The 20,882-nt window shown below is 53.4% G+C and carries 20 protein-coding genes; 9 read left to right on the forward strand and 11 right to left on the reverse strand.

Annotated features, from left to right (window positions below; all coding sequences use genetic code 11):
• The first annotated feature begins 30 nt into the window (after positions 1-30).
• From dapD to RHM61_RS17010, 6 genes are all read left to right on the forward strand, one after another.
• Positions 31-858, forward strand: coding sequence for a 2,3,4,5-tetrahydropyridine-2,6-dicarboxylate N-succinyltransferase (gene dapD / locus RHM61_RS16985; protein ID WP_322248469.1), 828 nt, complete (start codon positions 31-33; stop codon positions 856-858).
• A gap of 64 nt (positions 859-922) precedes the next feature.
• Entirely contained in the window at positions 923-2,065 is a 1,143-nt protein-coding gene (locus RHM61_RS16990) for a PilT/PilU family type 4a pilus ATPase (RefSeq protein ID WP_322248470.1), read from the forward strand.
• A 2-nt stretch (positions 2,066-2,067) separates the two neighbouring features.
• Positions 2,068-2,466 carry a Spx/MgsR family RNA polymerase-binding regulatory protein gene (locus tag RHM61_RS16995; protein ID WP_322248471.1) on the forward strand — a complete coding sequence of 133 codons (399 nt, stop codon included), beginning with the start codon at positions 2,068-2,070 and terminating at the stop codon, positions 2,464-2,466.
• Positions 2,463-3,590: a succinyl-diaminopimelate desuccinylase gene (gene dapE, locus RHM61_RS17000; protein ID WP_322248472.1), complete on the forward strand. Its 1,128-nt coding sequence runs from the start codon at positions 2,463-2,465 to the stop codon at positions 3,588-3,590. Before RHM61_RS16995 ends, dapE begins: the two co-directional genes overlap by 4 nt.
• A gap of 7 nt (positions 3,591-3,597) precedes the next feature.
• Positions 3,598-4,500, forward strand: coding sequence for a 50S ribosomal protein L3 N(5)-glutamine methyltransferase (gene prmB, locus RHM61_RS17005; RefSeq protein ID WP_322248473.1), 903 nt, complete (start codon positions 3,598-3,600; stop codon positions 4,498-4,500).
• A 124-nt stretch (positions 4,501-4,624) separates the two neighbouring features.
• Positions 4,625-6,613 carry an ATP-binding cassette domain-containing protein gene (locus RHM61_RS17010; RefSeq protein ID WP_322248474.1) on the forward strand — a complete coding sequence of 663 codons (1,989 nt, stop codon included), beginning with the start codon at positions 4,625-4,627 and terminating at the stop codon, positions 6,611-6,613.
• 72 nt (positions 6,614-6,685) lie between these two features.
• On the opposite strand, the gene RHM61_RS17015 is transcribed toward RHM61_RS17010, so the two are convergent.
• From RHM61_RS17015 to RHM61_RS17030, 4 genes are all read right to left on the reverse strand, one after another.
• On the reverse strand, positions 6,686-7,324 hold the full coding sequence (locus RHM61_RS17015) for an NAD(P)H-dependent oxidoreductase (protein ID WP_322248475.1): 639 nt from the start codon (positions 7,322-7,324) through the stop codon (positions 6,686-6,688).
• Between the two features lie 67 nt (positions 7,325-7,391).
• Entirely contained in the window at positions 7,392-8,684 is a 1,293-nt protein-coding gene (locus RHM61_RS17020) for an MFS transporter (RefSeq protein WP_322248476.1), read from the reverse strand.
• The gene (locus RHM61_RS17025) at positions 8,677-9,129 is read right to left on the reverse strand and encodes a MarR family winged helix-turn-helix transcriptional regulator (RefSeq protein ID WP_322248477.1); all 453 of its coding nucleotides are present in this window, start codon (positions 9,127-9,129) and stop codon (positions 8,677-8,679) included. Before RHM61_RS17025 ends, RHM61_RS17020 begins: the two co-directional genes overlap by 8 nt.
• A 114-nt stretch (positions 9,130-9,243) precedes the next feature.
• Positions 9,244-10,131, reverse strand: a complete 888-nt coding sequence (locus tag RHM61_RS17030; RefSeq protein ID WP_322248478.1) for a hypothetical protein — start codon at positions 10,129-10,131, stop codon at positions 9,244-9,246.
• A 202-nt stretch (positions 10,132-10,333) separates the two neighbouring features.
• Between RHM61_RS17030 and RHM61_RS17035 the strand changes: the two genes are divergently transcribed.
• Positions 10,334-11,446, forward strand: coding sequence for an NADH:flavin oxidoreductase/NADH oxidase (locus RHM61_RS17035; protein ID WP_322248479.1), 1,113 nt, complete (start codon positions 10,334-10,336; stop codon positions 11,444-11,446).
• Between the two features lie 417 nt (positions 11,447-11,863).
• Here the strand turns inward: RHM61_RS17035 and RHM61_RS17040 are convergent, their stop codons facing one another.
• The 3 genes from RHM61_RS17040 to ppsA form a co-directional block, all read right to left on the reverse strand.
• A complete protein-coding gene (locus tag RHM61_RS17040) occupies positions 11,864-12,814 on the reverse strand; it encodes a stomatin-like protein (RefSeq protein ID WP_322248480.1) in 951 nt (316 codons plus the stop codon).
• A 51-nt stretch (positions 12,815-12,865) separates the two neighbouring features.
• Positions 12,866-13,300: an NfeD family protein gene (locus RHM61_RS17045; RefSeq protein WP_322248481.1), complete on the reverse strand. Its 435-nt coding sequence runs from the start codon at positions 13,298-13,300 to the stop codon at positions 12,866-12,868.
• 259 nt (positions 13,301-13,559) lie between these two features.
• Complete coding sequence (ppsA, locus tag RHM61_RS17050) at positions 13,560-15,977, reverse strand: phosphoenolpyruvate synthase (RefSeq protein WP_322248482.1); 2,418 nt, start codon at positions 15,975-15,977, stop codon at positions 13,560-13,562.
• A gap of 229 nt (positions 15,978-16,206) precedes the next feature.
• Between ppsA and RHM61_RS17055 the strand changes: the two genes are divergently transcribed.
• Together RHM61_RS17055 and RHM61_RS17060 are read left to right on the forward strand one after the other, a co-directional pair.
• Positions 16,207-17,049: a pyruvate, water dikinase regulatory protein gene (locus tag RHM61_RS17055; RefSeq protein WP_322248483.1), complete on the forward strand. Its 843-nt coding sequence runs from the start codon at positions 16,207-16,209 to the stop codon at positions 17,047-17,049.
• 594 nt (positions 17,050-17,643) lie between these two features.
• Complete coding sequence (locus RHM61_RS17060; RefSeq protein ID WP_322248484.1) at positions 17,644-18,891, forward strand: hypothetical protein; 1,248 nt, start codon at positions 17,644-17,646, stop codon at positions 18,889-18,891.
• A 75-nt stretch (positions 18,892-18,966) separates the two neighbouring features.
• Here the strand turns inward: RHM61_RS17060 and RHM61_RS17065 are convergent, their stop codons facing one another.
• The 4 genes from RHM61_RS17065 to RHM61_RS17080 are packed head-to-tail and all read right to left on the reverse strand — an operon-like array spanning position 18,967 to position 20,850.
• Positions 18,967-19,773, reverse strand: a complete 807-nt coding sequence (locus RHM61_RS17065; RefSeq protein ID WP_322248485.1) for an RNA methyltransferase — start codon at positions 19,771-19,773, stop codon at positions 18,967-18,969.
• Entirely contained in the window at positions 19,770-20,366 is a 597-nt protein-coding gene (gene rnhB / locus RHM61_RS17070) for a ribonuclease HII (RefSeq protein ID WP_322248486.1), read from the reverse strand. The genes RHM61_RS17065 and rnhB overlap by 4 nt, the downstream gene beginning before the upstream one ends.
• 15 nt (positions 20,367-20,381) lie before the next feature.
• Positions 20,382-20,633 carry a glutaredoxin family protein gene (locus RHM61_RS17075; protein ID WP_322248487.1) on the reverse strand — a complete coding sequence of 84 codons (252 nt, stop codon included), beginning with the start codon at positions 20,631-20,633 and terminating at the stop codon, positions 20,382-20,384.
• A gap of 28 nt (positions 20,634-20,661) precedes the next feature.
• Complete coding sequence (locus RHM61_RS17080; RefSeq protein WP_322248488.1) at positions 20,662-20,850, reverse strand: hypothetical protein; 189 nt, start codon at positions 20,848-20,850, stop codon at positions 20,662-20,664.
• Positions 20,851-20,882 lie beyond the last annotated feature (32 nt).

Genomic DNA, 20,882 nt, shown 5'->3' on the forward strand with positions numbered 1-20,882 from the left:
TTATTTTTAACATTTTTCGAAAAAATTATCATGACACAACAATTAGAGCAAATCATTGACCAAGCTTGGGAACAACGTGCCGAGTTGACGCCAAAAGCAGCACCAGCCGACATCCGCGCTGCCGTGGCACAGGTTCTGACCGGTCTCGATAATGGCACGCTGCGCGTAGCGCAGAAGATAGACGGCAGTTGGCACGTCAATCAATGGATCAAGAAAGCCGTGCTGCTGTCGTTCCGCTTGGAAGAAAATATTTGCATGCCGTCCGGCGAGCATATGCAATTTTTCGATAAAGTGCCAAGCAAGTTTGCCAATTACACCGCGGCCGACTTCGCTGCCGGCGGTTTCCGCGTGGTGCCACCGGCCGTCGCACGTCGCGGCAGTTTCATCGCTAAAAACGTTGTGCTCATGCCTTCGTATGTCAACATCGGTGCGTATGTCGATGAAGGCGCGATGGTTGATACCTGGGCGACCGTCGGTTCTTGCGCACAGATTGGCAAAAATGTACATTTGTCCGGCGGCGTCGGCATTGGTGGCGTTCTTGAACCGATGCAAGCCAACCCGACCATCATCGAAGACAATTGCTTCATCGGTGCGCGCTCGGAAATCGTCGAAGGTGTCATCGTCGAAGAAAACTCGGTGATTTCCATGGGTGTGTATATCGGCCAATCGACCAAAATTTATGATCGCGCCACTGGCGAAGTCAGCTATGGCCGCATCCCTTCCGGCTCGGTGGTGGTGTCGGGTAATTTGCCGTCGGCCGATGGCAGCCACAGCTTGTACTGCGCCGTCATCGTGAAACGCGTGGATGCGCAGACGCGCTCCAAAACCAGTATCAATGAATTGCTGCGCGGCGTATAAGTCGCTCACCTTGTAATACGCGGATACTTTTACTCATTGCCCCACGTGGGCGCAAGGAACGATGATGGCGGCAATGGAACGTTTGTTTCAGTTAATGAAAGAAAAACACGCATCCGATATGTTTTTCGCCACAAATTCGCCTGTCCATCTTAAGATTAACGGCAATCTTTTGCCGATCAATCAACAAAGAATGGATCAGGCGAATATTTTTTCCTTGCTGAGCGAAGTAGTTTCGCCTGAGCATCTGGAAGTATTAGAACGCGAAAATGAGCTCAACATCGGCATCGGCGCGCCCGGCATCGGGCGCTTCCGTTTGTCGGCATTTCGCCAACGCGGCACAATTTCGGCAGTGTTTCGCTTCGTGCCCGGCGATATTCCCAAGCTCAGTACCTTGAACTTGCCGCCTATCATGTCTGAACTGATCATGGAAAAGCGCGGCCTGATCTTGGTGGTCGGCGCGACCGGTTCGGGTAAATCAACCACCATCGCCTCCATGCTCGACCATCGCAACGAGGTGCGCACCGGCCATATCTTGACGCTGGAAGACCCGATCGAGTACCTGTTCCGCAGCAAGAAATCAATTGTTAATCAACGCGAAATCGGCAGCGATTCCGAGAGTTTGAAAACAGCACTGAAAAATTCGCTGCGCCAAGCGCCAGACTGCATACTCATCGGTGAAATCCGCGATCTCGAGACCATGATGGCCGCCATCGCCTACGCCCAATCAGGGCATCTGGTGTTGGCAACCTTGCATGCGAATAATAGTTACCAAGCACTCAACCGTATCATCAGCTTTTTCCCTATGGAAAATCGGACTGCCTTGCTGTTGGATTTGTCTTCGTCGATACGCGCCATCGTTTCTCAGCGTCTGATCCGTTCCATCGATGGCAAGCGTTGTCCAGCGATCGAAATCATGCTCAACACGCGGTATGTATCGGAATTGATCGAACAAGGCGATATTTTTCAGATCAAGGAAGCGATAGAAAAGAGTTTATCGCCAGGATCACAAACCTTCGAACGCGCTTTGATGAATTTGATCAAAGATGGCTTGATCACGAAAGAAGAAGGCTTGGCCAACGCCGACTCGGCCAACAACCTGCTGTGGCTGCTCAATAATGAAGCGGCTAGCAGTTTGGCACCACTGCCAGTGGCGGAACCGGATCTGAAAGAAGAAGCCTCATTTACCGAATTCACTTTAAATCTTTAACCATGACGAGTAAGCACACTGACATCGCGCCCATACATTTGTACGGCATCCCTAATTGTGACACCGTCAGAAAATCGCGCGCTTGGCTGACCGAGCACGACATCGAGGTGGTGTTTCACGACCTGAAAAAAAGCCCGCCAGCCGCGGCCGACATCGCCAGTTGGCTGAAATTTGTGCCGCTTGAGCTGCTGATCAATAAAAAAGGCACGACTTGGCGCGCCCTGACGCCCGAACAAAAAACCGCCGCCGCTGACCCGGTTACGGCGATCGCGCTCATCAGCAGCCAGCCAACACTGATTAAACGGCCTTTGCTCGACATGTCCGACAAGACAGGCAGCCAACATGTCTCGGTGGGCTACTCTGCAGCGCAATTCGCCGGTATTTTTGGAACACCATCATGAGTAAAACCCTCGCTCTGACCGAGCAATTAATCGCCCTCGACTCCGTCACCCCGCTGGACCAAGGTTGCCAACGCAATTTGATCGCCTTATTGGAACCCTTGGGCTTCGTGTGTGAAACCATTGTTTCCGGCGAGGTCACCAATTTATGGGCGCGGCGCGGCAGCACGGCCCCCTTGGTGGTGTTTGCCGGCCATACGGACGTGGTACCGACCGGTCCGCTGGCGCAATGGCAATCGGCACCATTTACCCCTACCCATAGAGATGGCAAGTTATTCGGCCGTGGTGCAGCCGATATGAAAACCTCGATCGCTGCCTTCGTGGTCGCGTGCGAAGAATTCATCGCCGCACAACCGGAACACCGTGGCTCCATCGCCTTTCTCATCACCAGTGATGAAGAAGGCCCGGCCATCGACGGCACGGTGGTGGTGTGCGAACGCCTCAAGGCGCGCGGCGAGTTGCCCGACTATTGCATCGTCGGCGAACCGACTTCGGTCGATGTACTGGGCGACACCATCAAAAACGGCCGCCGCGGTACCATGTCGGGCAAACTGACCGTGCACGGGATACAAGGACATATCGCCTATCCGCAACTGGCCGACAATCCGATTCATGCGCTGGCACCGGCCTTGGCGGCGTTAACGACCGAAGTCTGGGATGAAGGCAACCAATACTACTTGCCGACCTCATTTCAAGTCTCCAACATCCACGCCGGCACCGGTGCCTCGAATGTCATTCCAGGGCAAGCCGTGGTCGATTTCAATTTCCGTTTTTGCACCGCCAGCACAGCCGAAAGCCTGCAACAGCGCGTGGTTGCGCTGTTGAATGCACATGGTGTCAAACACGATCTGGCGTGGACCATAGGCGGTCAGGCTTTCCTCACGCCTAAAGGTGCCCTCAGCGACGCCTTGGCCGCCGCGATTGCAGCCGAAACCGGCGTGACGACCACCTTGTCGACAACGGGCGGCACCTCAGATGGTCGCTTCATCGCCAAAATCTGCCCGCAAGTAGTGGAATTCGGCCCACCCAACGCCAGTATTCACAAAATTGATGAGCACATCGAATTGCGTTATATCGACCCGCTCAAAAACATTTACCGCCGCACTTTGGAAAATTTACTTAACTAAGCCCGACATGACGACCCCTGCAACGACTTTCCAAACCCCGCGCGATTTACTGCGCTATGCGGTGACCCGGTTTACCGAAGAAAAACTATTTTTCGGTCATGGCAGCGCGAATGCGCTCGACGAAGCCGCCTACCTGATTCTGCACACGCTGAAACTGCCACTCGATAAAATCGAGCCGTTTTTCGATGCCAGACTGCTGAACCAAGAAATCGACGCCGTCTTGCGCGTAATTGAACGACGCGCTTCGGATCGCGTACCGGCCGCCTACATTACTAACGAAGCTTGGCTGGGCAGCTATAACTTTTACGTCGACGAACGCGTCATCGTGCCGCGCTCGTTCATCGCCGAACTGATCCCTGAGCATTTCTCGCCTTGGGTCAGCGACCCCGATGACATCAACAACATTCTCGAACTGTGTACTGGCTCCGGCTGTCTGCCGATTATGTTGGCCGATATGTTTGCCCATGCCCATGTCGACACCGTCGATATTTCCGAAGATGCGCTGGCAGTGGCACGGCGCAATGTCGCCACCTATGAACTTGCAGACCGCATCAGCTTGATCGCGTCTGACCTGTACACCAATGTACCAGACAAAAAATACGATCTGATCATCACCAATCCACCCTACGTGAATACCAATTCGATGGGGAAATTGCCAAAAGAATACTTACACGAGCCGCAGATTGCGCTGGCCGGTGGCGAGGATGGGATGGACTTAGTGCGACGCATCGTCGCCGGGGCGGCCGAGCGTCTGACGCCAAATGGCTATCTGATGGTGGAAATCGGCAACGAACGCGCGTTTGCCGAAGCCGCCTTCCCCGAATTAAACCTGACTTGGCTCTCTACCAGCGCCGGTGACGACATGGTTTTTCTAGTCGAAGCAAGCCAATTAGCCGCGTTCCGCGCATAAGCTGTAAAATTGTAGTACAACGGGCAAACGCATGCTTTGCCCGTTTTTTATTTTCATGCTACCGATTCACGGTGGGCCACCGCAGCAAATGCGCCGCCCTGCCACCCTCTTTTTTTAAGCTCATATGATACGTTTGCAACAAGTCGTCCTCGCCCGTGGCATCAAGCCTTTATTCGACAGCGTCGATGTCACCCTCAATCCTGGCGATAAAATCGGCTTGATCGGCTCCAATGGTGCCGGTAAATCCAGTCTGTTCGCAATGTTGCGCGGCGAATTGCATCCGGATCAAGGCAGCATAGAATTCCCAGCCAAGTGGCAACTCGCCCATGTGGCCCAAGAAACCCCGGCGCTCGATCGCTCGGCCATCGATTACGCCATCGATGGCGACGTCACCCTGCGCCGCCTCGAAGCTGAATTGACGGCACTCGAAGCGCAAGAAGAAACTTATGAAAACGGCATCGCCATCGGCGAGCTGTATGGCCACTTGGCCGATGCCGACGCTTACACGGTACGTTCGCGCGCCGAACAATTATTGATAGGTTTGGGCTTTCAGCTCGACCATATCGACCGTCCTATCGCCAGCTTCTCCGGCGGTTGGCGCATGCGCCTGAATCTGGCGCAAGCGCTGATGTGCAAATCTGATCTCTTGCTGCTCGATGAACCCACCAACCATCTCGATCTCGATGCCATCATCTGGCTGGAAGACTGGCTCAAACGCTATGCCGGCACCCTGATCATCGTTTCCCATGATCGCGACTTCCTCGATGGCGTCACCAATGTCATCGTCCACATCGATGAACGCAAGCTCAAACGCTATTCCGGCAATTATTCCGCCTTCGAACGCCAACGTGCTGCGCAACTGATACTGGCCGCCGGCACGATAGAAAAGCAAAACCGCAAACGCGCCCATTTGGAATCGTTCATCAGCCGTTTCGCCGCCAAAGCCTCGAAAGCCAAGCAAGCGCAAAGCCGTATCAAAGCCTTGGCACGCATGGAAGAGTTGGCCCCGCTGCGGGCCGCTGCCGAATTTTCTTTCGAGTTCCGCGAACCGCTGAGCGCCCCCAATCCTATGCTGGTGATGGAAGATGTCGATTGCGGCTATCGGGTCGAATCGGCCACCGATCACAGTTTCACTGAACGCCGCATCGTTGGCGATGTTAAATTTTCGCTGCAAATCGGCCAACGTATCGGTCTCTTGGGTGTCAATGGCGCCGGCAAATCGACCTTGATCAAAACCATCGTCGGCGACATCGCCCCGCTGTCAGGCGTGATGCAGACCGGCAAAGGCTTGTCGATCGGTTACTTTGCCCAGCACCAGGTAGAAATGCTGCGCCATAATGAATCGCCTTTGTGGCATTTGGCGCATATCGCACCGAATGTGCGCGAACAAGAACTGCGCAATTTCCTCGGCGGCTTCAACTTCCCTGGCACCATGGTAACGAGCCCGATCGCGCCCTTCTCCGGTGGCGAAAAAGCCCGTCTGGCACTGGCGATGATCGTCTGGCAACGCCCTAACCTGCTGCTGCTTGATGAGCCGACCAACCATCTCGATCTCGAAACGCGCGAAGCACTGACCGATGCGCTGGCACAGTTTGAAGGTACCTTGGTGGTGGTCTCGCATGATCGCCATTTGCTGCGCGCCACCACTGATGAATTCATCATCGTCGCCGATGGCAAGCTGATGCCATTTGACGGCGATCTCGACGATTATAAAGATTGGCTGTTCAAAAACAAATTGCAAAAAGACGCGACGCCAGCGCTGCCGCCAAAAAGCAAGGCCAAGGAAGACAGCCTGCCGCTGGCGAAGACGATTCCTGTTGCCAAAGTCGATGACAAAGAACAACGCAAGCGTGACGCCGACGAACGTCAGCGTTTGGCTGCAGCACGCAAGCCGATAGAAACACGCATCAAACGTTTGGAAGAAGAGTTAGCCAAGCTCAATGCAAAAAAACAAGCGCTGGCCATCGCACTCGAAGAGAGCAGCATTTACAACGATGAAAACAAAGAAAAACTCAAGGCACTGCTGCTCGACCAAGCCTATTTGGTGAAAGAGCTCAACAGTACCGAAGCCGATTGGCTTGAGCAACAAGAGTATTTGGAAGCGGTCAGTTAATTCGGCACCGCGCCTTGCAAAAAAAAAGCTGCCAGCGAAAATTGGCAGCTTTTTTTAATGTATCGTGCGAAATTACTTCACTTCAGAAATAAATTCCGGATTTTCACGACGCACTTTTTTCAAGCTCACCAACCAATCCTTATCTTCTTCGCGATAGCCCAAAGGCAGTATCACGACACTGCGCAAGCCACGTGCACGCAAATTCAAAATTTCATCGAGCGCAGCCGGGTCGAAGCCTTCCATTGGCGTCGAATCGACTTCTTCCGCGGCGGCGGCGATGAGCGCGGTACCGAGACCGATATACGCTTGACGGGCAGCATGTTGGTAGTTCACTTCGGCGTCACGTGTTGGATAATTTGCCAACAGCATGGCGCGATAATTTTCCCAACCTTCATTTTTGAAACCACGAACTTCATTGGTCAGATCAAACATGTGATTGATGCGTTCGGCCGTGTAATTATCCCATGCAGCAAATACCAGCACATGCGAGGCATCGGTGATCTGCGCTTGGTTCCAAGCGATCGGTTTAATACGCTCACGCACCTCGGCATTGGTGACGACGATGACTTCATACGGCTGCAAGCCGCTGGAAGTGGCAGTCAGACGTATGGCTTCAAGAATACGTGCCAATTTTTCCTCGGGAACAGCCTTGGCCGGGTTCATCTTTTTGGTGGCGTAGCGCCATTTCAATGCCTGAATTAAATCGCTCATGAAAACCTTTCTAGGTGAGATAAATTGATGCCAGTGCGGCGCAGTGGCAAAGGGTACTGCAAAAACATTATGTTGCTGGTGCTGGGCTTATTGCTGCCCACTGTTTGCCATCAATACGCAAGACCATGACGGCGGCGATCAGACAAGCGGCCCCCATCAACATCGATGACAGCGTGTAACTACCCAAACTGTTACGCATGAACCCAGCCAGCATGGTGGCGCTGGCTGCGCCCAATTGGTGCCCAACAACAACCCAACCAAACACGATCGGTGCTGCCGCGCGGCCGAATACATCATTGGCCAGACGCACAGTCGGTGGCACAGTAGCGATCCAATCCAAGCCGTAAATAATAGCGAATATCGGCAAACCGAAATAACTCAAACCGAAAGCTTGCGGCAGAAAAATCAAAGCCACACCACGCAAGCCGTAATACCAGAACAACAATACGCGTGGATTATACCGATCCGACAACCAGCCCGACAGCGTGGTGCCGACTAAATCGAGTATGCCCATACTGGCCAAAATTGCCGCGCCACCGACGGCTAAAATGCCATAGTCGCTGCACATGGCAATGAAATGCGAGCCGATGTAACCATTGGTACTCATGCCACAGACAAAGAAACTGAAAAACAGCAGCCAGAAATCGCGGACTTTGACTGCTTGCTTCAGGGAATTGATCGCAATCGCAAATGGATTAGCCTTGCTGATTACATCAGGCGGCAACTCTTCGCTCTGTCCATAGCGCTGCAAACCGAGATCCTGCGGACGCTCCGGCAACAGCAAGGCGACCACAGGAATCGCCGTCGCCGCCACCGCGGCTACCATCAAGGCCACCGGACGCCAGCCGTATTGCCCAACCACATACGCCATCAGCGGTAAAAATACCATCTGTCCGGTTGCCGCACTGGCAGTCAGCAAACCCATCGCCAAACCGCGGCGCGTCTCAAACCAGCGCCCAACGATCGTCGCTGCCAAGGTATTGGCGACCACGCCGCTGGCAGCACCGACCACCACACCCCAAGCCAGCATCATATGCCAAGGCAAAGTCATGAAGGTACTCAAGAGTGTGCCGAGCGCCAACAGACTGATGGCACCGAGCACCATCGGCCGTATGCCATAGCGCTGCATGAAGGCGGCAGAAAACGGCCCGACCAAACCATAAAGCGCAATATTGACCGAGATGACGAAGGAAATCGTCGTGCGACTCCAGCCGAATTCATGCTCCAGTGGCAAAATCATCACCGCTGGTGTGGCGCGGATACCGGCGGCCGCGAGCAAGACCAGAAAGACCGTTGCCACCACAATCCAAGCATAGCTGAAGCGAGTGCGTGCCGCGATGGCCAGCCGTAGTTTATTCATGGACAATTCCGGTAAAGGCATCGAGTTGGCTATTGGCGCTACCGATTACCTCGGCCAATTGCAAGTGTTGGGCTTCACCCATGAGCGCAATAATATGGGCTTGGGCGGCATGCCAGCGCGGTTCGCACGCGGCGCGTTTGCTCTCACCCGTAGCGGTCAAGACGACGCCGAATGAACGCTTGCTCACTAATTGCGCCAGCGGCAGGTCAACGGTGGCAATCCAGCCGATGGCGATCAAGGGTTTCAGATTGCGACTGAGAGTGCTACGGTCCATGTCGAGTAACTGGGCCAAGGGAATCACCCCGATCGGTCCGATCCGACCTATTTTAGCCAGCAAGGCGTATTGCCCTATGCTCACTTCTTGGCTGGCCAAGTAATGATCATAAATCGCCGTGACCTTGCGGGTAAGTTGGCGTAGCTTGGAACAAGTGCATAAGCTGTGCATCTTGGGCGGCTTTCTCTATGTATATGCAAAGATGCATATGCATAGTACGGCAAAGCAAACGCCCTGTCAAAAGTAATCGCGTCTGTTTGCTCCATCGCCGACTGGTCAGCCGCTTCAATAACGCTCTGGAAAATGCTCGGAAAAATCAGGGTAGGCCAACCTGGCCCCTTCGGAAAATTCGACCACACGCGCATGCCAGGATTGCTGCTGTTGCTCGGTTTGCGCAGTCGAGCGCAACCATTTCAGCACTTCGTATGACTGCACAAGTCTGTATCGAGTCCGTGCTGGCCCAGCATCGGCTGGCGACGACATCTGACTCAAATGAAGAATCAACATCAAGCGCTGCTGGCGCACGGTCTGACGCGCGGTATCGAGCACATCGGCAATAATCGGGCTGCGCAAGCCAACATTGAGATCCGTCAAGCTCGCTATATCCGCTTCGGCGCGCCTGAGTGCCCCCGATTCGGCAGCCACAGGAAGGGCCACCTCACGGGCGAGCAGGTAGGCATAGTTGCGACGCAATTGTAGCAAGATCGAAGAAAATGGTTGCGCCGCCAAGGTATATTCATTCAGCGCATCGCGGCACAATTCGGGCGTCAGCGCCTCGTTCAACATCAGCACATTGCGAGCAAAATCATACCGCGCCAGCTCCCCCAAGTCTTCTGCCAGCGCCGGCGCACAGACCGCAGCGATACGCTGCATCAGGGTCTGGAATTGCGTCAAATTTTGCGGCCTGACGGCAAAACTCAAATATAACTCATGTAATGCCACCTGCTGTGGTGGCAAGCTGGCTGGACGCGCCTCCACTAGCCGAGGAGATAGATTGCCATTGAGATCAATCACAATGTCGAGCGTCGGCGCTGGATCAGCAGAAGGCGAAACAGCTGCCGATACATTACTGGCATGCCTGAGTTGCTGCATAGTATGATCGATAGCGGCTAGCAAGCGGCTGGCGTGGTGTAGCGGGGAGGTGGCCGCGCTGGAAGAAAGAGGGCTGGGCATAGCAAACTCGCACAAAAGGCTAGGATGAGTTGTCATCAGGAAATACTAATTTCTCACAACAGTCCTATCCACCACTTTCAAATTTCGACCATTTTGGCACCGCCGTATCGAAGCTTGGCGCGACGTCAAAATAGTGCGCCGATCGGTTTGGCGAATATCGTTTATGATCATGCGCATTCCTTCCCTTACCTGAAAGACCAGCATGAGCGCTCTATTCTCCCCTATTCGCCTCGGCCCCCTGAATTTAAAGAACCGCATCGTGATCGCACCGATGTGCCAATACTCTGCCCATGACGGCAACGTCAGCGACTGGCATTTGATGCACCTCGGCAGTCTGGCACAATCGGGTGCCGGCTTACTTATCATCGAAGCAACGGCAGTCGAAGCGCGCGGCCGTATCTCGCCGCGCGACGTCGGTATCTGGTCGGAAGACAACGCGGCAGCGCTGGCTCCGCTATTGGCTTCGTTGCGGCGCTATTCGGCCATGCCGATAGCGATACAACTGGCTCATGCCGGGCGCAAAGCCTCAAGTCAGATACCTTGGCAGGGTGGTCAGTTGATCGCCGCAGCGGACGGCGGATGGGAAACTGTAGCGCCGTCTGCCTTGCCGCACGGCGCGCAAGAAACCCCGCCACGCGCACTGACGCAAGCCGATATGCTGGAAGTAAAACAAGCCTTCGTCGTCGCCGCTGTGCGCGCACAGGCTCTTGGCATCGATGCCATCGAATTACACGCAGCCCATGGCTATTTGCTGCATCAATTTTTATCGCCGCTATCGAACCAGCGCAGCGACGAATATGGTGGCAGCTTAGAAAATCGCTTGCGCTTTCCCTTGGAAGTGTTTGCAGCGATGAAAGCGGCACTGCCGGCCGATTACCCGCTCGGCATACGTATTTCTGCCAGTGACTGGGTGGAAGGCGCTTGGGATGTGGAGCAAAGCATAGTATTTGCACAAGCTTTGCAAGAACTCGCTTGTGCATTCATTCATGTATCGAGTGGCGGTTTATCACCGCAGCAAAAAATTCCGCTGCAAGCCGGTTACCAAGTCGATTTTGCGGCTGCCATCAAAGCGGCTTGCCGCATGCCGGTGATTGCGGTCGGCTTGATTACCGAGGCCAGCCATGCCGAAGCCATTATCGCCAATGGACAAGCCGACATGGTCGCCATCGCCCGGGCGATTCTCTACAACCCACACTGGCCTTGGCAAGCGGCGGCGGCACTCGGTGCCAGCGTCGATGCTCCGCCGCAATACTGGCGTTCGCAACCACGCGATCAAAAAGCCTTGTTTGGTACCGCCGCCATGGGCGGTCGTTAAAAAAGCGCGGATTTTAATCCGCGCTTTTTTAACAAAAATCTGACTAGGGTTTGAAATCCCGGCCTTCAGAGGCTGTCGCAAAAGGGTATTGAGTCGGTATCATTACCCTAACTGGTGGCCACGTCATTCCTGCGCGCTTTTGGCAGGAACCCAGCGGCGTTCGTGGTTAACTGAAAATGCCAGATATTATATTGTTTTCAGCGCTGAAAACGACACTAGGTTCCCGCCAAAAGCATGCGGGAATGACGCGGTATGCGGTGTTTCATGTGTAAAAAAGCTTCCATCAGGCTTTTGCGACAGCCTCTTTTGGCCGGTGAGCGACGAAGGAGCGACGCGATGAGAGGGGATGCAAACCCCTTCCAGAGTCTTTTCCATCGTCGCTTGCGACGATCCATTAAATTGTTCAGGCAATCAGCCTCAGACCGGACGACGTGGCAGTTCGGTAGTGGCGACTTTCTGTGATTTGACGACTTGCATGGCCGTGGCAATCAAACCACCCATGTCGCCAAGATTGGCTGGGATGATGATGGAGTTATTGGTCTTGGCCAAATTACCGAAAGCGGCCACGTATTGCTCGGCTACTTTCAGATTCGCGGCATCCGCACCACCCGGCTCTTGCATAGCTGCAGCCGTTTTACGGATCGCTTCAGCGCTGGCTTCGGCAATCGACAAGATGGCGGCAGCCTGACCATGGGCACGGTTGATCGACGCTTGCATTTCACCTTCGGACTTGGCGATCGAGGCTTCGCGCTCGCCGGTAGCAATATTGATTTGCTCTTGTTTGCGGCCCTCGGAAGCAGCGATCAAGGCGCGTTTTTCTCGCTCGGCGGTGATTTGCGCCTGCATCGCATGCAAAATTTCTTTCGGTGGCGTCAAATCTTTGATTTCATAACGCAACACTTTGACACCCCAGTTCGCCGCCGATTCATCGATGGCGTTGACGATGGTTGTGTTGATGTGATCACGCTCTTCAAAGGTTTTGTCGAGCTCCATCTTACCGATTACTGAACGCAAGGTAGTCTGCGCCAACTGGGTAATGGCAGCGATATAGTTCGACGAGCCATACGAGGCGCGCATGGCATCGGTGATTTGGAAGTACAAAATACCATCGACTTGTAGTTGCGTATTGTCACGGGTAATACATACCTGTGGTGGCACATCGAGTGGAATTTCTTTCAATATATGCTTATAGGCAACTCTATCGATGAAAGGAACGACGATGTTGAGTCCGGGCCCGAGTGTGCTGTGATATTTGCCAAGCCGCTCAACCACCCAAGCATGCTGTTGAGGCACAACATTAATTGTTTTCACTACAAATACGATAGCCAAAATCAAGATAAGAACGGCTACGCTGCCTAAATTTTCCATAATTCCACCTGTTGTTATTTAAAAAAATAATACTTCGTGCGCTTCCCTGGATTAAGCCGGCCTGACAATCAAGCGGCTGCCCTGCACTTGCTCTATCGTGTACAAACCGGGGTCTGGCCGTGTATGGCGCAATTCCACATCCCACTGCGCGCCGCGGTACATGGCACGCGCCAGATAAGTGCCGTGTCCGGCATCGCGCCACTCGGATATCTGCAAACTTTGCCCTATATCCATATTCACATTCGGATCGCTGCTGGCATCAGCATTGCCTTTCCAACCGTAGCGACTCTTATGCAAGGCAATGGTGGCGATACTGCCCACTGCGGCCGCCACCAATAATTGCCAGGGCAATGACATGCCGACGAAGGCGGCCACGGTCCCGGCAACAAAACCAAACGCAATCATCAGCAAGTAAAAAGTGCTGGTAAATAATTCTACTATCACCAGCAATACGGCGAGCGTCGCCCAGATCATCCACGGGGTCATTTGCGTTCCATCCTATTAGTTATTAGTTGTATGTTTTCGCAAATACATATTGCATTATCAAAACATGATTGACATCGGTAATCGGCACTGCATTTACACACTATATCTGAGGAAGCGCCATCCGCCCTGCCGAAGCCCTCTCAGTGTAGCCCTATTCCAGCCACTTGCAGCGACCGTTAAGCGGAAAAAAAACGCGGCAACGATGGGCTTCGTTGTCGCGTTTCTTAGATGCATCCCTCATTACAGCAAGCTTACAAGCTTATTTGCTCACCGCCGCCAGTTTCTGCCAAGTATCGATGACCGAGTCAGGATTGAGTGAAATCGACTCTATCCCTTGCTTCATCAACCATTCCGCGAAATCCGGGTGATCCGATGGGCCTTGACCGCAAATACCGACATATTTATTGAGTTTGCGACATGCGGCGATGACCTTGGACAACAAGGCACAGACGGCCGGATCGCGTTCATCAAAATCGGCAGCCAGCAATTCCATACCGGAATCGCGGTCGAGACCGAGGGTGAGCTGGGTCAAATCGTTGGAACCGATGGAGAAGCCATCAAAGAATTCCAAGAATTCTTCAGCCAAAATAGCATTCGATGGCACTTCGCACATCATGATCAAGCGCAAACCGTTTTCACCGCGCTGCAAACCGTTTTTGGCCAGCAAATTGACGACTTTTTCAGCTTGACCCAAGGTACGCACGAACGGCACCATGATTTCCACATTGGTCAAACCCATGTCATTGCGCACGCGCTTCATTGCCAAGCATTCCATCTCGAAGGATTCAGCAAAATCAGCTGCCAGGTAACGCGCCGCACCGCGGAAACCCAGCATTGGGTTTTCTTCATCGGGTTCATACCGTGAACCGCCTATGAGTTTTTTGTACTCATTGGATTTGAAGTCGGACAAGCGCACGATGACTTTTTTAGGCCAGAAAGCAGCTGCGATGGTGGCGATGCCTTCAGCCAATTTGTCGACATAGAAGGCGCGCGGTGAAGCATGGCCACGCGCAACCGATTCAACGGCTTTCTTGAGATCCGGATCAATGTTCGGATATTCGAGAATCGCCTTAGGATGGACGCCGATATTGTTATTGATGATGAATTCCAAGCGCGCCAAGCCAACACCGTCATTCGGTACCGATTGAAAATCGAAGGCAAGTTGTGGATTGCCGACGTTGAGCATGATCTTCAACGGCAATTTCGGCAATTCTCCGCGCAATTCTTCGGTGACTTCGGTTTCCAGCAAGCCATCGTAAATTTTACCTTCATCGCCTTCGGCACAGGAAACCGTGACCAAAGTACCATCCTTCAGCAAATCAGTTGCATTACCGCAACCAACTACGGCTGGCACGCCCAGTTCACGCGCAATAATTGCTGCGTGACAAGTACGGCCGCCACGATTGGTCACAATGGCAGCGGCGCGTTTCATGACCGGTTCCCAGTTCGGGTCTGTCATATCGGCAACCAAGACGTCACCGGGTTGAACACGTTCCATTTCTGAGGGATCATGAATCACACGCACACGGCCAGCACCGATCTTTTGACCGATGGCACGACCAGAAGTGATCACGGTACCACTGCCTTTAAGTTTGAAGCGCAATTGCGCATCGGTGGCTTTTTGTTGCGATTTGACAGTTTCCGGGCGCGCTTGCAAGATATACAACTTGCCATCGCGACCATCCTTACCCCATTCGATATCCATGGCACGGCCATAATGCTTCTCGATGATGACGGCATATTTGGCCAATTCGACGATTTCGGTATCATTGAGCGAATAGCGATTGCGCATTTCCACCGGTACATCGACGGTTTTCACCGAACGACCGGCTTTGGCTTCGCCGGTAAATTCCATTTTAATCAGTTTCGAACCGATATTGCGACGGATCACAGGCAATTTACCCAGTTCCAACATTGGCTTGTGGACATAGAATTCGTCAGGATTGACAGCACCCTGCACCACGGTTTCGCCCAGACCATAACTGGAAGTGATGAAAACCACATCCTTGAAGCCCGATTCGGTATCGATGGTAAACATCACGCCGGCAGCACCGAGATCGGAGCGCACCATGCGTTGCACACCGGCAGACAGGGCGACTTCGGCGTGGGTGAAACCCTTGTGCACGCGATAAGAAATTGCGCGGTCATTGTAGAGTGAAGCAAACACGTGCTTCATGGCTTCGAGCACATTCTCGATACCCACTACGTTCAGGAAAGATTCTTGCTGACCAGCAAATGACGCATCCGGCAAATCTTCTGCGGTTGCCGAAGAACGAACGGCAAACGACATTTCTGCTGTCGAATCTGCCACCAATTTGACGTAAAACGCCTCGATTTCTTGCTGCAGACGCGGCTGAAATGGCGTTTCTATGATCCATTGACGAATTTCAGCGCCGGCACGTGCCAATTCTTTGACATCGTCGATATTGAGGTCGACCAGACGATCGGCGATACGCTGAGCCAATGGCAAGCCGCCATTTTCGCTGTGTGCAAGAAAATCACGGAAAGCCTGAGCGGTAGTGGCAAAACCACCCGGTACCCGGACTCCGGCATTGGCGAGTTGACTGATCATTTCGCCGAGAGAAGCATTTTTTCCGCCGACGGACTCCACATCCGTCATTCGTAGATGCTCAAACGAGGCAACGTAAGTTGCTTCAGTAATTGCTGCGTTGGACATAACAACCTCTTTATGATGGTAAGAAATCTTTGCTATTCAATGCGGTGTTGCTTCGTATCCAGCATTTTTTTTGTTATTCTTGTTGCAGGTGACGCATGAACTGCTGTTGCAGCATTTTACATTGTGTCTTGCACTATTTACCTAAGCAGCAAAAGAATTTGCTATCTTTTTTGTTACATCGATATGTAAATATTTTTCACTTATTTTTCCTTACCTACAGATCAACAATATGCCAGAAACCCAAGCATTACCGGAAGCCAACCGTACCGTTTTTTTTGTTTCCGATGGCACTGGCATCACGGCGGAAACCTTCGGCCACTCGGTACTGACCCAATTTGACCTGAAATTTCGGCAAATTCGCGTGCCCTTCATCGACACCGTAGAAAAGGCCCACGACGCCGTGCGCCGCATCAATGATGCCTTTGCCAGCGATGGCAGTCGTCCCATTGTCTTTTCTACACTGGTAAAGGCCGAATTGGCCGATGTGGTATTCAAATCCAAGGGCTTGCACATGGATTTGATTCAAACCTTCGTCGCTCCCCTGGAGCAAGAGTTGGGAGTCAAATCGACCCACACGGTAGGACGCAGCCACAATATTGCCGATTCAGAAGAGTATAAAAATCGTATCGAGGCGATCAATTTCTCACTCGCCCACGATGACGGGCAATCGAATAAGAATCTGGCGACCGCCGACGTGATCTTGGTCGGCGTATCGCGCTCAGGAAAAACGCCGACCAGCCTGTATCTGGCCATGCAATACGGAATCAAGGCGGCGAATTACCCCTTGATCCCCGATGATTTTGAGCGTGGTATTTTGCCATCGGCGCTGCCGCAATTCCGCGCCAAGATGTTTGGTCTGAGCATCGCACCGGAACGTTTATCGGAAATTCGCAATGAGCGGCGTCCCGGCAGTAAATATGCGTCTTTGGAAAACTGCCGTTACGAAGTCAATGAAGCCGAAGCAATGATGAAACGCGAGGGGGTGCGCTGGCTCTCATCGACCACCAAATCAATCGAAGAAATCGCCACCACGGTTTTGCAGGAAATTAAATCAGATCCAAAGATTTACTGATCCCTGTCGGTTACCTGAATTGTACAAAAAAGCAGGCGGCGACTCTGGGGCCGACATGGCCTCATTGAATCGCCGCTTGTGGCACAATCGCGAGCGGTCGCCCGGTAGTCTGTCGGATTCAGGTGTAATCGGCAGACGGCAAATGGCGGTTTTTTGCAAGTTCATACAATCTCTTGCGCATTAGTATAAAAACCAGTCAAGCAAGCTCAATCGAAGCCAGTCAGCTTGCCTTCCCTTGTTCAACGCCAGAGGTTTATTATGCCACCTATTACTTTTCCCCTTCTCCGCCCCACTCACGTGGATACACCTGTAGTCCACACGCCCCGCGGCAACGCTACCCTATCGCGCTTGCAAGAAATGCATCATGTAGCATTACTGCCATCCGTTCCCACAGCCGGCAATTGGGATGCTACGACACAAATTGCGACTCGCAAGGATGGCCATGTTTTCGTGGAAGAACAGGCCAAGCCAGCGGCGAGCGCTGGCAACTGCACACCCTGTATACTCATTCCGCATGTTACGACAGCGCCCTTCAACTCAACAATCAAACCATTCGATTTGAGCAAATCAGCTCAGCACAACTCGCAAGAACCCATGTCGGGGGAACGGCGCGCCGCCTACTTGGCTGAGCAACTGCTGGCCACTGCCGTGCCTATACTGACTGACAAACCCGAAGAAGATCGCGTGGAAAATTCTACGCCACAACTTCTGAATCCTCAGGATAAGACTTTGCTGAAACGTCTTACCGATGCCGCAGCGGCGCTGCGGGCATTGCCGAGCGATGACCCGGCGCGTGCCCTGCTCAACAGCTTGGAACGTCCCAAGCAAGCGGGCTGGATCGAGAGCGCGCTGTATTCCTTGCGTCCGGCCCTTGATGCCGAACAGGCGGGCCGAGAGCAGCACGAAAAAATCGCTAGATTTTGCCAACAAGTCGATATGCTTTTCAATCTGGCGCCACGCACAAATCTCGATACGCCACCGAGGCTCAGCGCCGCTGCCGCCAACGCCTGTCGTGCCTTGGTCTCAGAATTAAAAAACCAGATATACCCACAACATCTATCATTCCAAAAAAACAAATCCAACGCAGCAGCCGCAGCAGCGCAAAAGCTCAGCACCTTGACCCCGCTACTCGAGGCCAGTGCCATCAGCATGCTCGATCTGCTGATCTTGACGATGTCGCACGAGTCGCTCAATGCCGGCCAGTGTCTGCGCTTGCTACAACCATGGCTGACAGCACTCAACGAAATCAAAGAGCGCGCCGCCTGCATCCCTGAATTGCAAAACGTGGATAGAAAAGCCAAGCACACCTTGAAGGACAAATGCCCCCGCGAGCTACAGGAGCTGCTGCATGACACCTTAGAATTAGCACACGAAAATCGGCAGAAGCAAAAAGAACAGCAAGAGCGCACCAGCAGCATCGTCACATGGGGCTTGACGTATCTGGTCTACTTCGCTGATGTCCTCGCGTACGCACAGCGCTTTCAGTCTGCCGTGGCGGTGAAAACTGCCTATCAGGATGAGCGAGAAGAGGCCAGCAATGCCTGGCACAACACTTTCCACCCTTACACGCCAAAAGAAAACCAAGCTCAAATGGCTGAGCGACTGAAGCTGAACTGGTTGCAGAGTCAAGCAAGCCGGCCCTCGTCAGCTCTGCTCAATGAGGTAGACGGCTACACCAAAGAACTGGCGCGCGTTACCCTGGCGGCTGACCGCCAAGCACACCAAGAGCAAGTCTTGGTGCCAAAGGAAGTGTACCGTGGTCTCGCATTCCCACACTTTAGTGCCGAGACCGACGGCGTCGCGCCAGCGGCACAACAAGTACAGCGAGCGCACCAACACTGAGGGCTGCTACTGCCACCATCAGGCAAATAAGAACCGCGAGGGGCTGCTTGGCCCCTCTTCGACCTGCAAAACAACTTAAATCGCCTGCGAAAAACCCACCGTGCGCTGCTGCCTGACTTGTTCAAAAAAGCACACTGCTGCACTGGCGGCGACATTGAGTGATTCAATTGCCGCTTGCTGCGGAATCGTCACTGTACAACTAGCCAGCGCCATCAACTCTGCTGCCACACCCTGCCCTTCGTGACCGAACAACCACACGGCACCGCCACGCAGGTCGACATCGTAAATCGTCGTGCTGGTGTGCGAACTGGTGGCCAGCACCGGAATCCGCGCCTGTGCCAAGCAGGCCGCCAAGTCGATGTTTTCGAATATATTGAGTAAGAAATGTGCGCCCATCCCGGCACGCATGACTTTCGGCGACCACGCAAACGCCGTACCTGGACTGCAAAAGACATTTTTGATACCGGCTGCGGCCGCACTGCGCAAAATCGAACCAAGATTACCGGGATCTTGTAAATTATCGAGCAATACCGCACTCTGATCCAATTGCGGCGGCAATGAGGGGGTCGGCGTGCTGATCACAAACATGATGCCGACACCGTTCTCGACTTGGCAAATGCTGTTGTACAAGGCGGCCGGCAAGCACAAACATCGTACCGCGTTTGCCAGACAATGCCTTGTCAGCGCCTGCACTTCCACATCGTCGCGCGCCGCTTCGGAGACGATACACAGCGCGGGGGCACCGAGATGCTGACCGTAAGCTTGGCACAAATGCACACCATCAAGCAGTGTACGGCCGGCTTTGCGGCGCGCTTGCGAACTGGTCGCCAACAATTTTAATTCTTTATAAACCGGATTGTCGCGCGAAGTAATGATTTTCATTTTAATAAAGCCTTGACTGGTGCGTAAGACAAGCGATGCACGGGTGACACGCCATGCTCGCGCAAACGCGCCAAATGCAAGGCGGTCGGGTAACCCTTGTGCTGATCAAACGCATACTGCGGATACTGTTCATGCAAGGCCAACAGGGCCTGGTCGCGCGCTGTTTTTGCCAGTATCGAAGCAGCCGAAATAGCCGCCACTTTATCGTCACCCTTAACGATGGCCTCGGAACGCACGGCCATCACGGGACAACGATTTCCATCGATCAGCGCCAGCGTCGGCTGCATGGCCAAGGCTTCGACGGCACGGCGCATGGCCAGCAAACTGGCCTGCAAAATATTGATGCTGTCGATTTCTTGCTCGCTGCATTCCGCCACCGCCCAAGCCAGCGCATGCTGCTTGATGTCGATAGCGAGCGCAGCACGCCGTACTTCGCTGAGTTTTTTCGAGTCGCGCAGGCCGGCAATCGGATGGGCCGGATCGAGGATCACCGCCGCCGCCATCACCGGGCCAGCCAAGGGGCCACGTCCGGCTTCGTCGACGCCGCAAATCAGTTCGCCGGCGTAATGAGATAAATCAAAAGTATCTTGCATGAGATAAAAAGGCGGTCAAGCCGCAAAAAAATTGTGGAGTGCGACCGTGTCGAGAAAATAATGGCAGATTTGGCGTGCTGCTTGACCAGGTTTGGCAGCGATCAGCACGGGCACCAACTCATCGTATCGATTCAATAATTCGGCATCGCCGTCGACATCGATCACTTGCACCGTAAACGCATACGCGCTGCGATACGTCTGCAACTGCGCGAGCATGTCGTCGCACAGATGGCAATAGCTGCGCGAATAAAGGGTAAACACGGTCATGGCGCATAGGTTTGAAAAAGGTAGCTCATTATAAGGCGCGCACCGCCGCCGTCTGCATTTTATACACACAAAATTGCGCGGTTTTTTGGTCCGCTGCAAATAGCTGTTTTATGCAAGTAAGTTCAAACTCTTGCACAGTAGTATAAAAACCAGCCAGCCAGCCAAGCACGCTGTATCGAAGCCAGCAATTTGCATTCCCCTCGTTAACCGTAGACATTTCTCATGCCAATTCCTCATCGCCTTCTCCCC

Origin of the sequence: Undibacterium sp. CCC3.4 (assembly GCF_034347425.1) — a bacterium.
GTDB lineage: Bacteria > Pseudomonadota > Gammaproteobacteria > Burkholderiales > Burkholderiaceae_D > Undibacterium.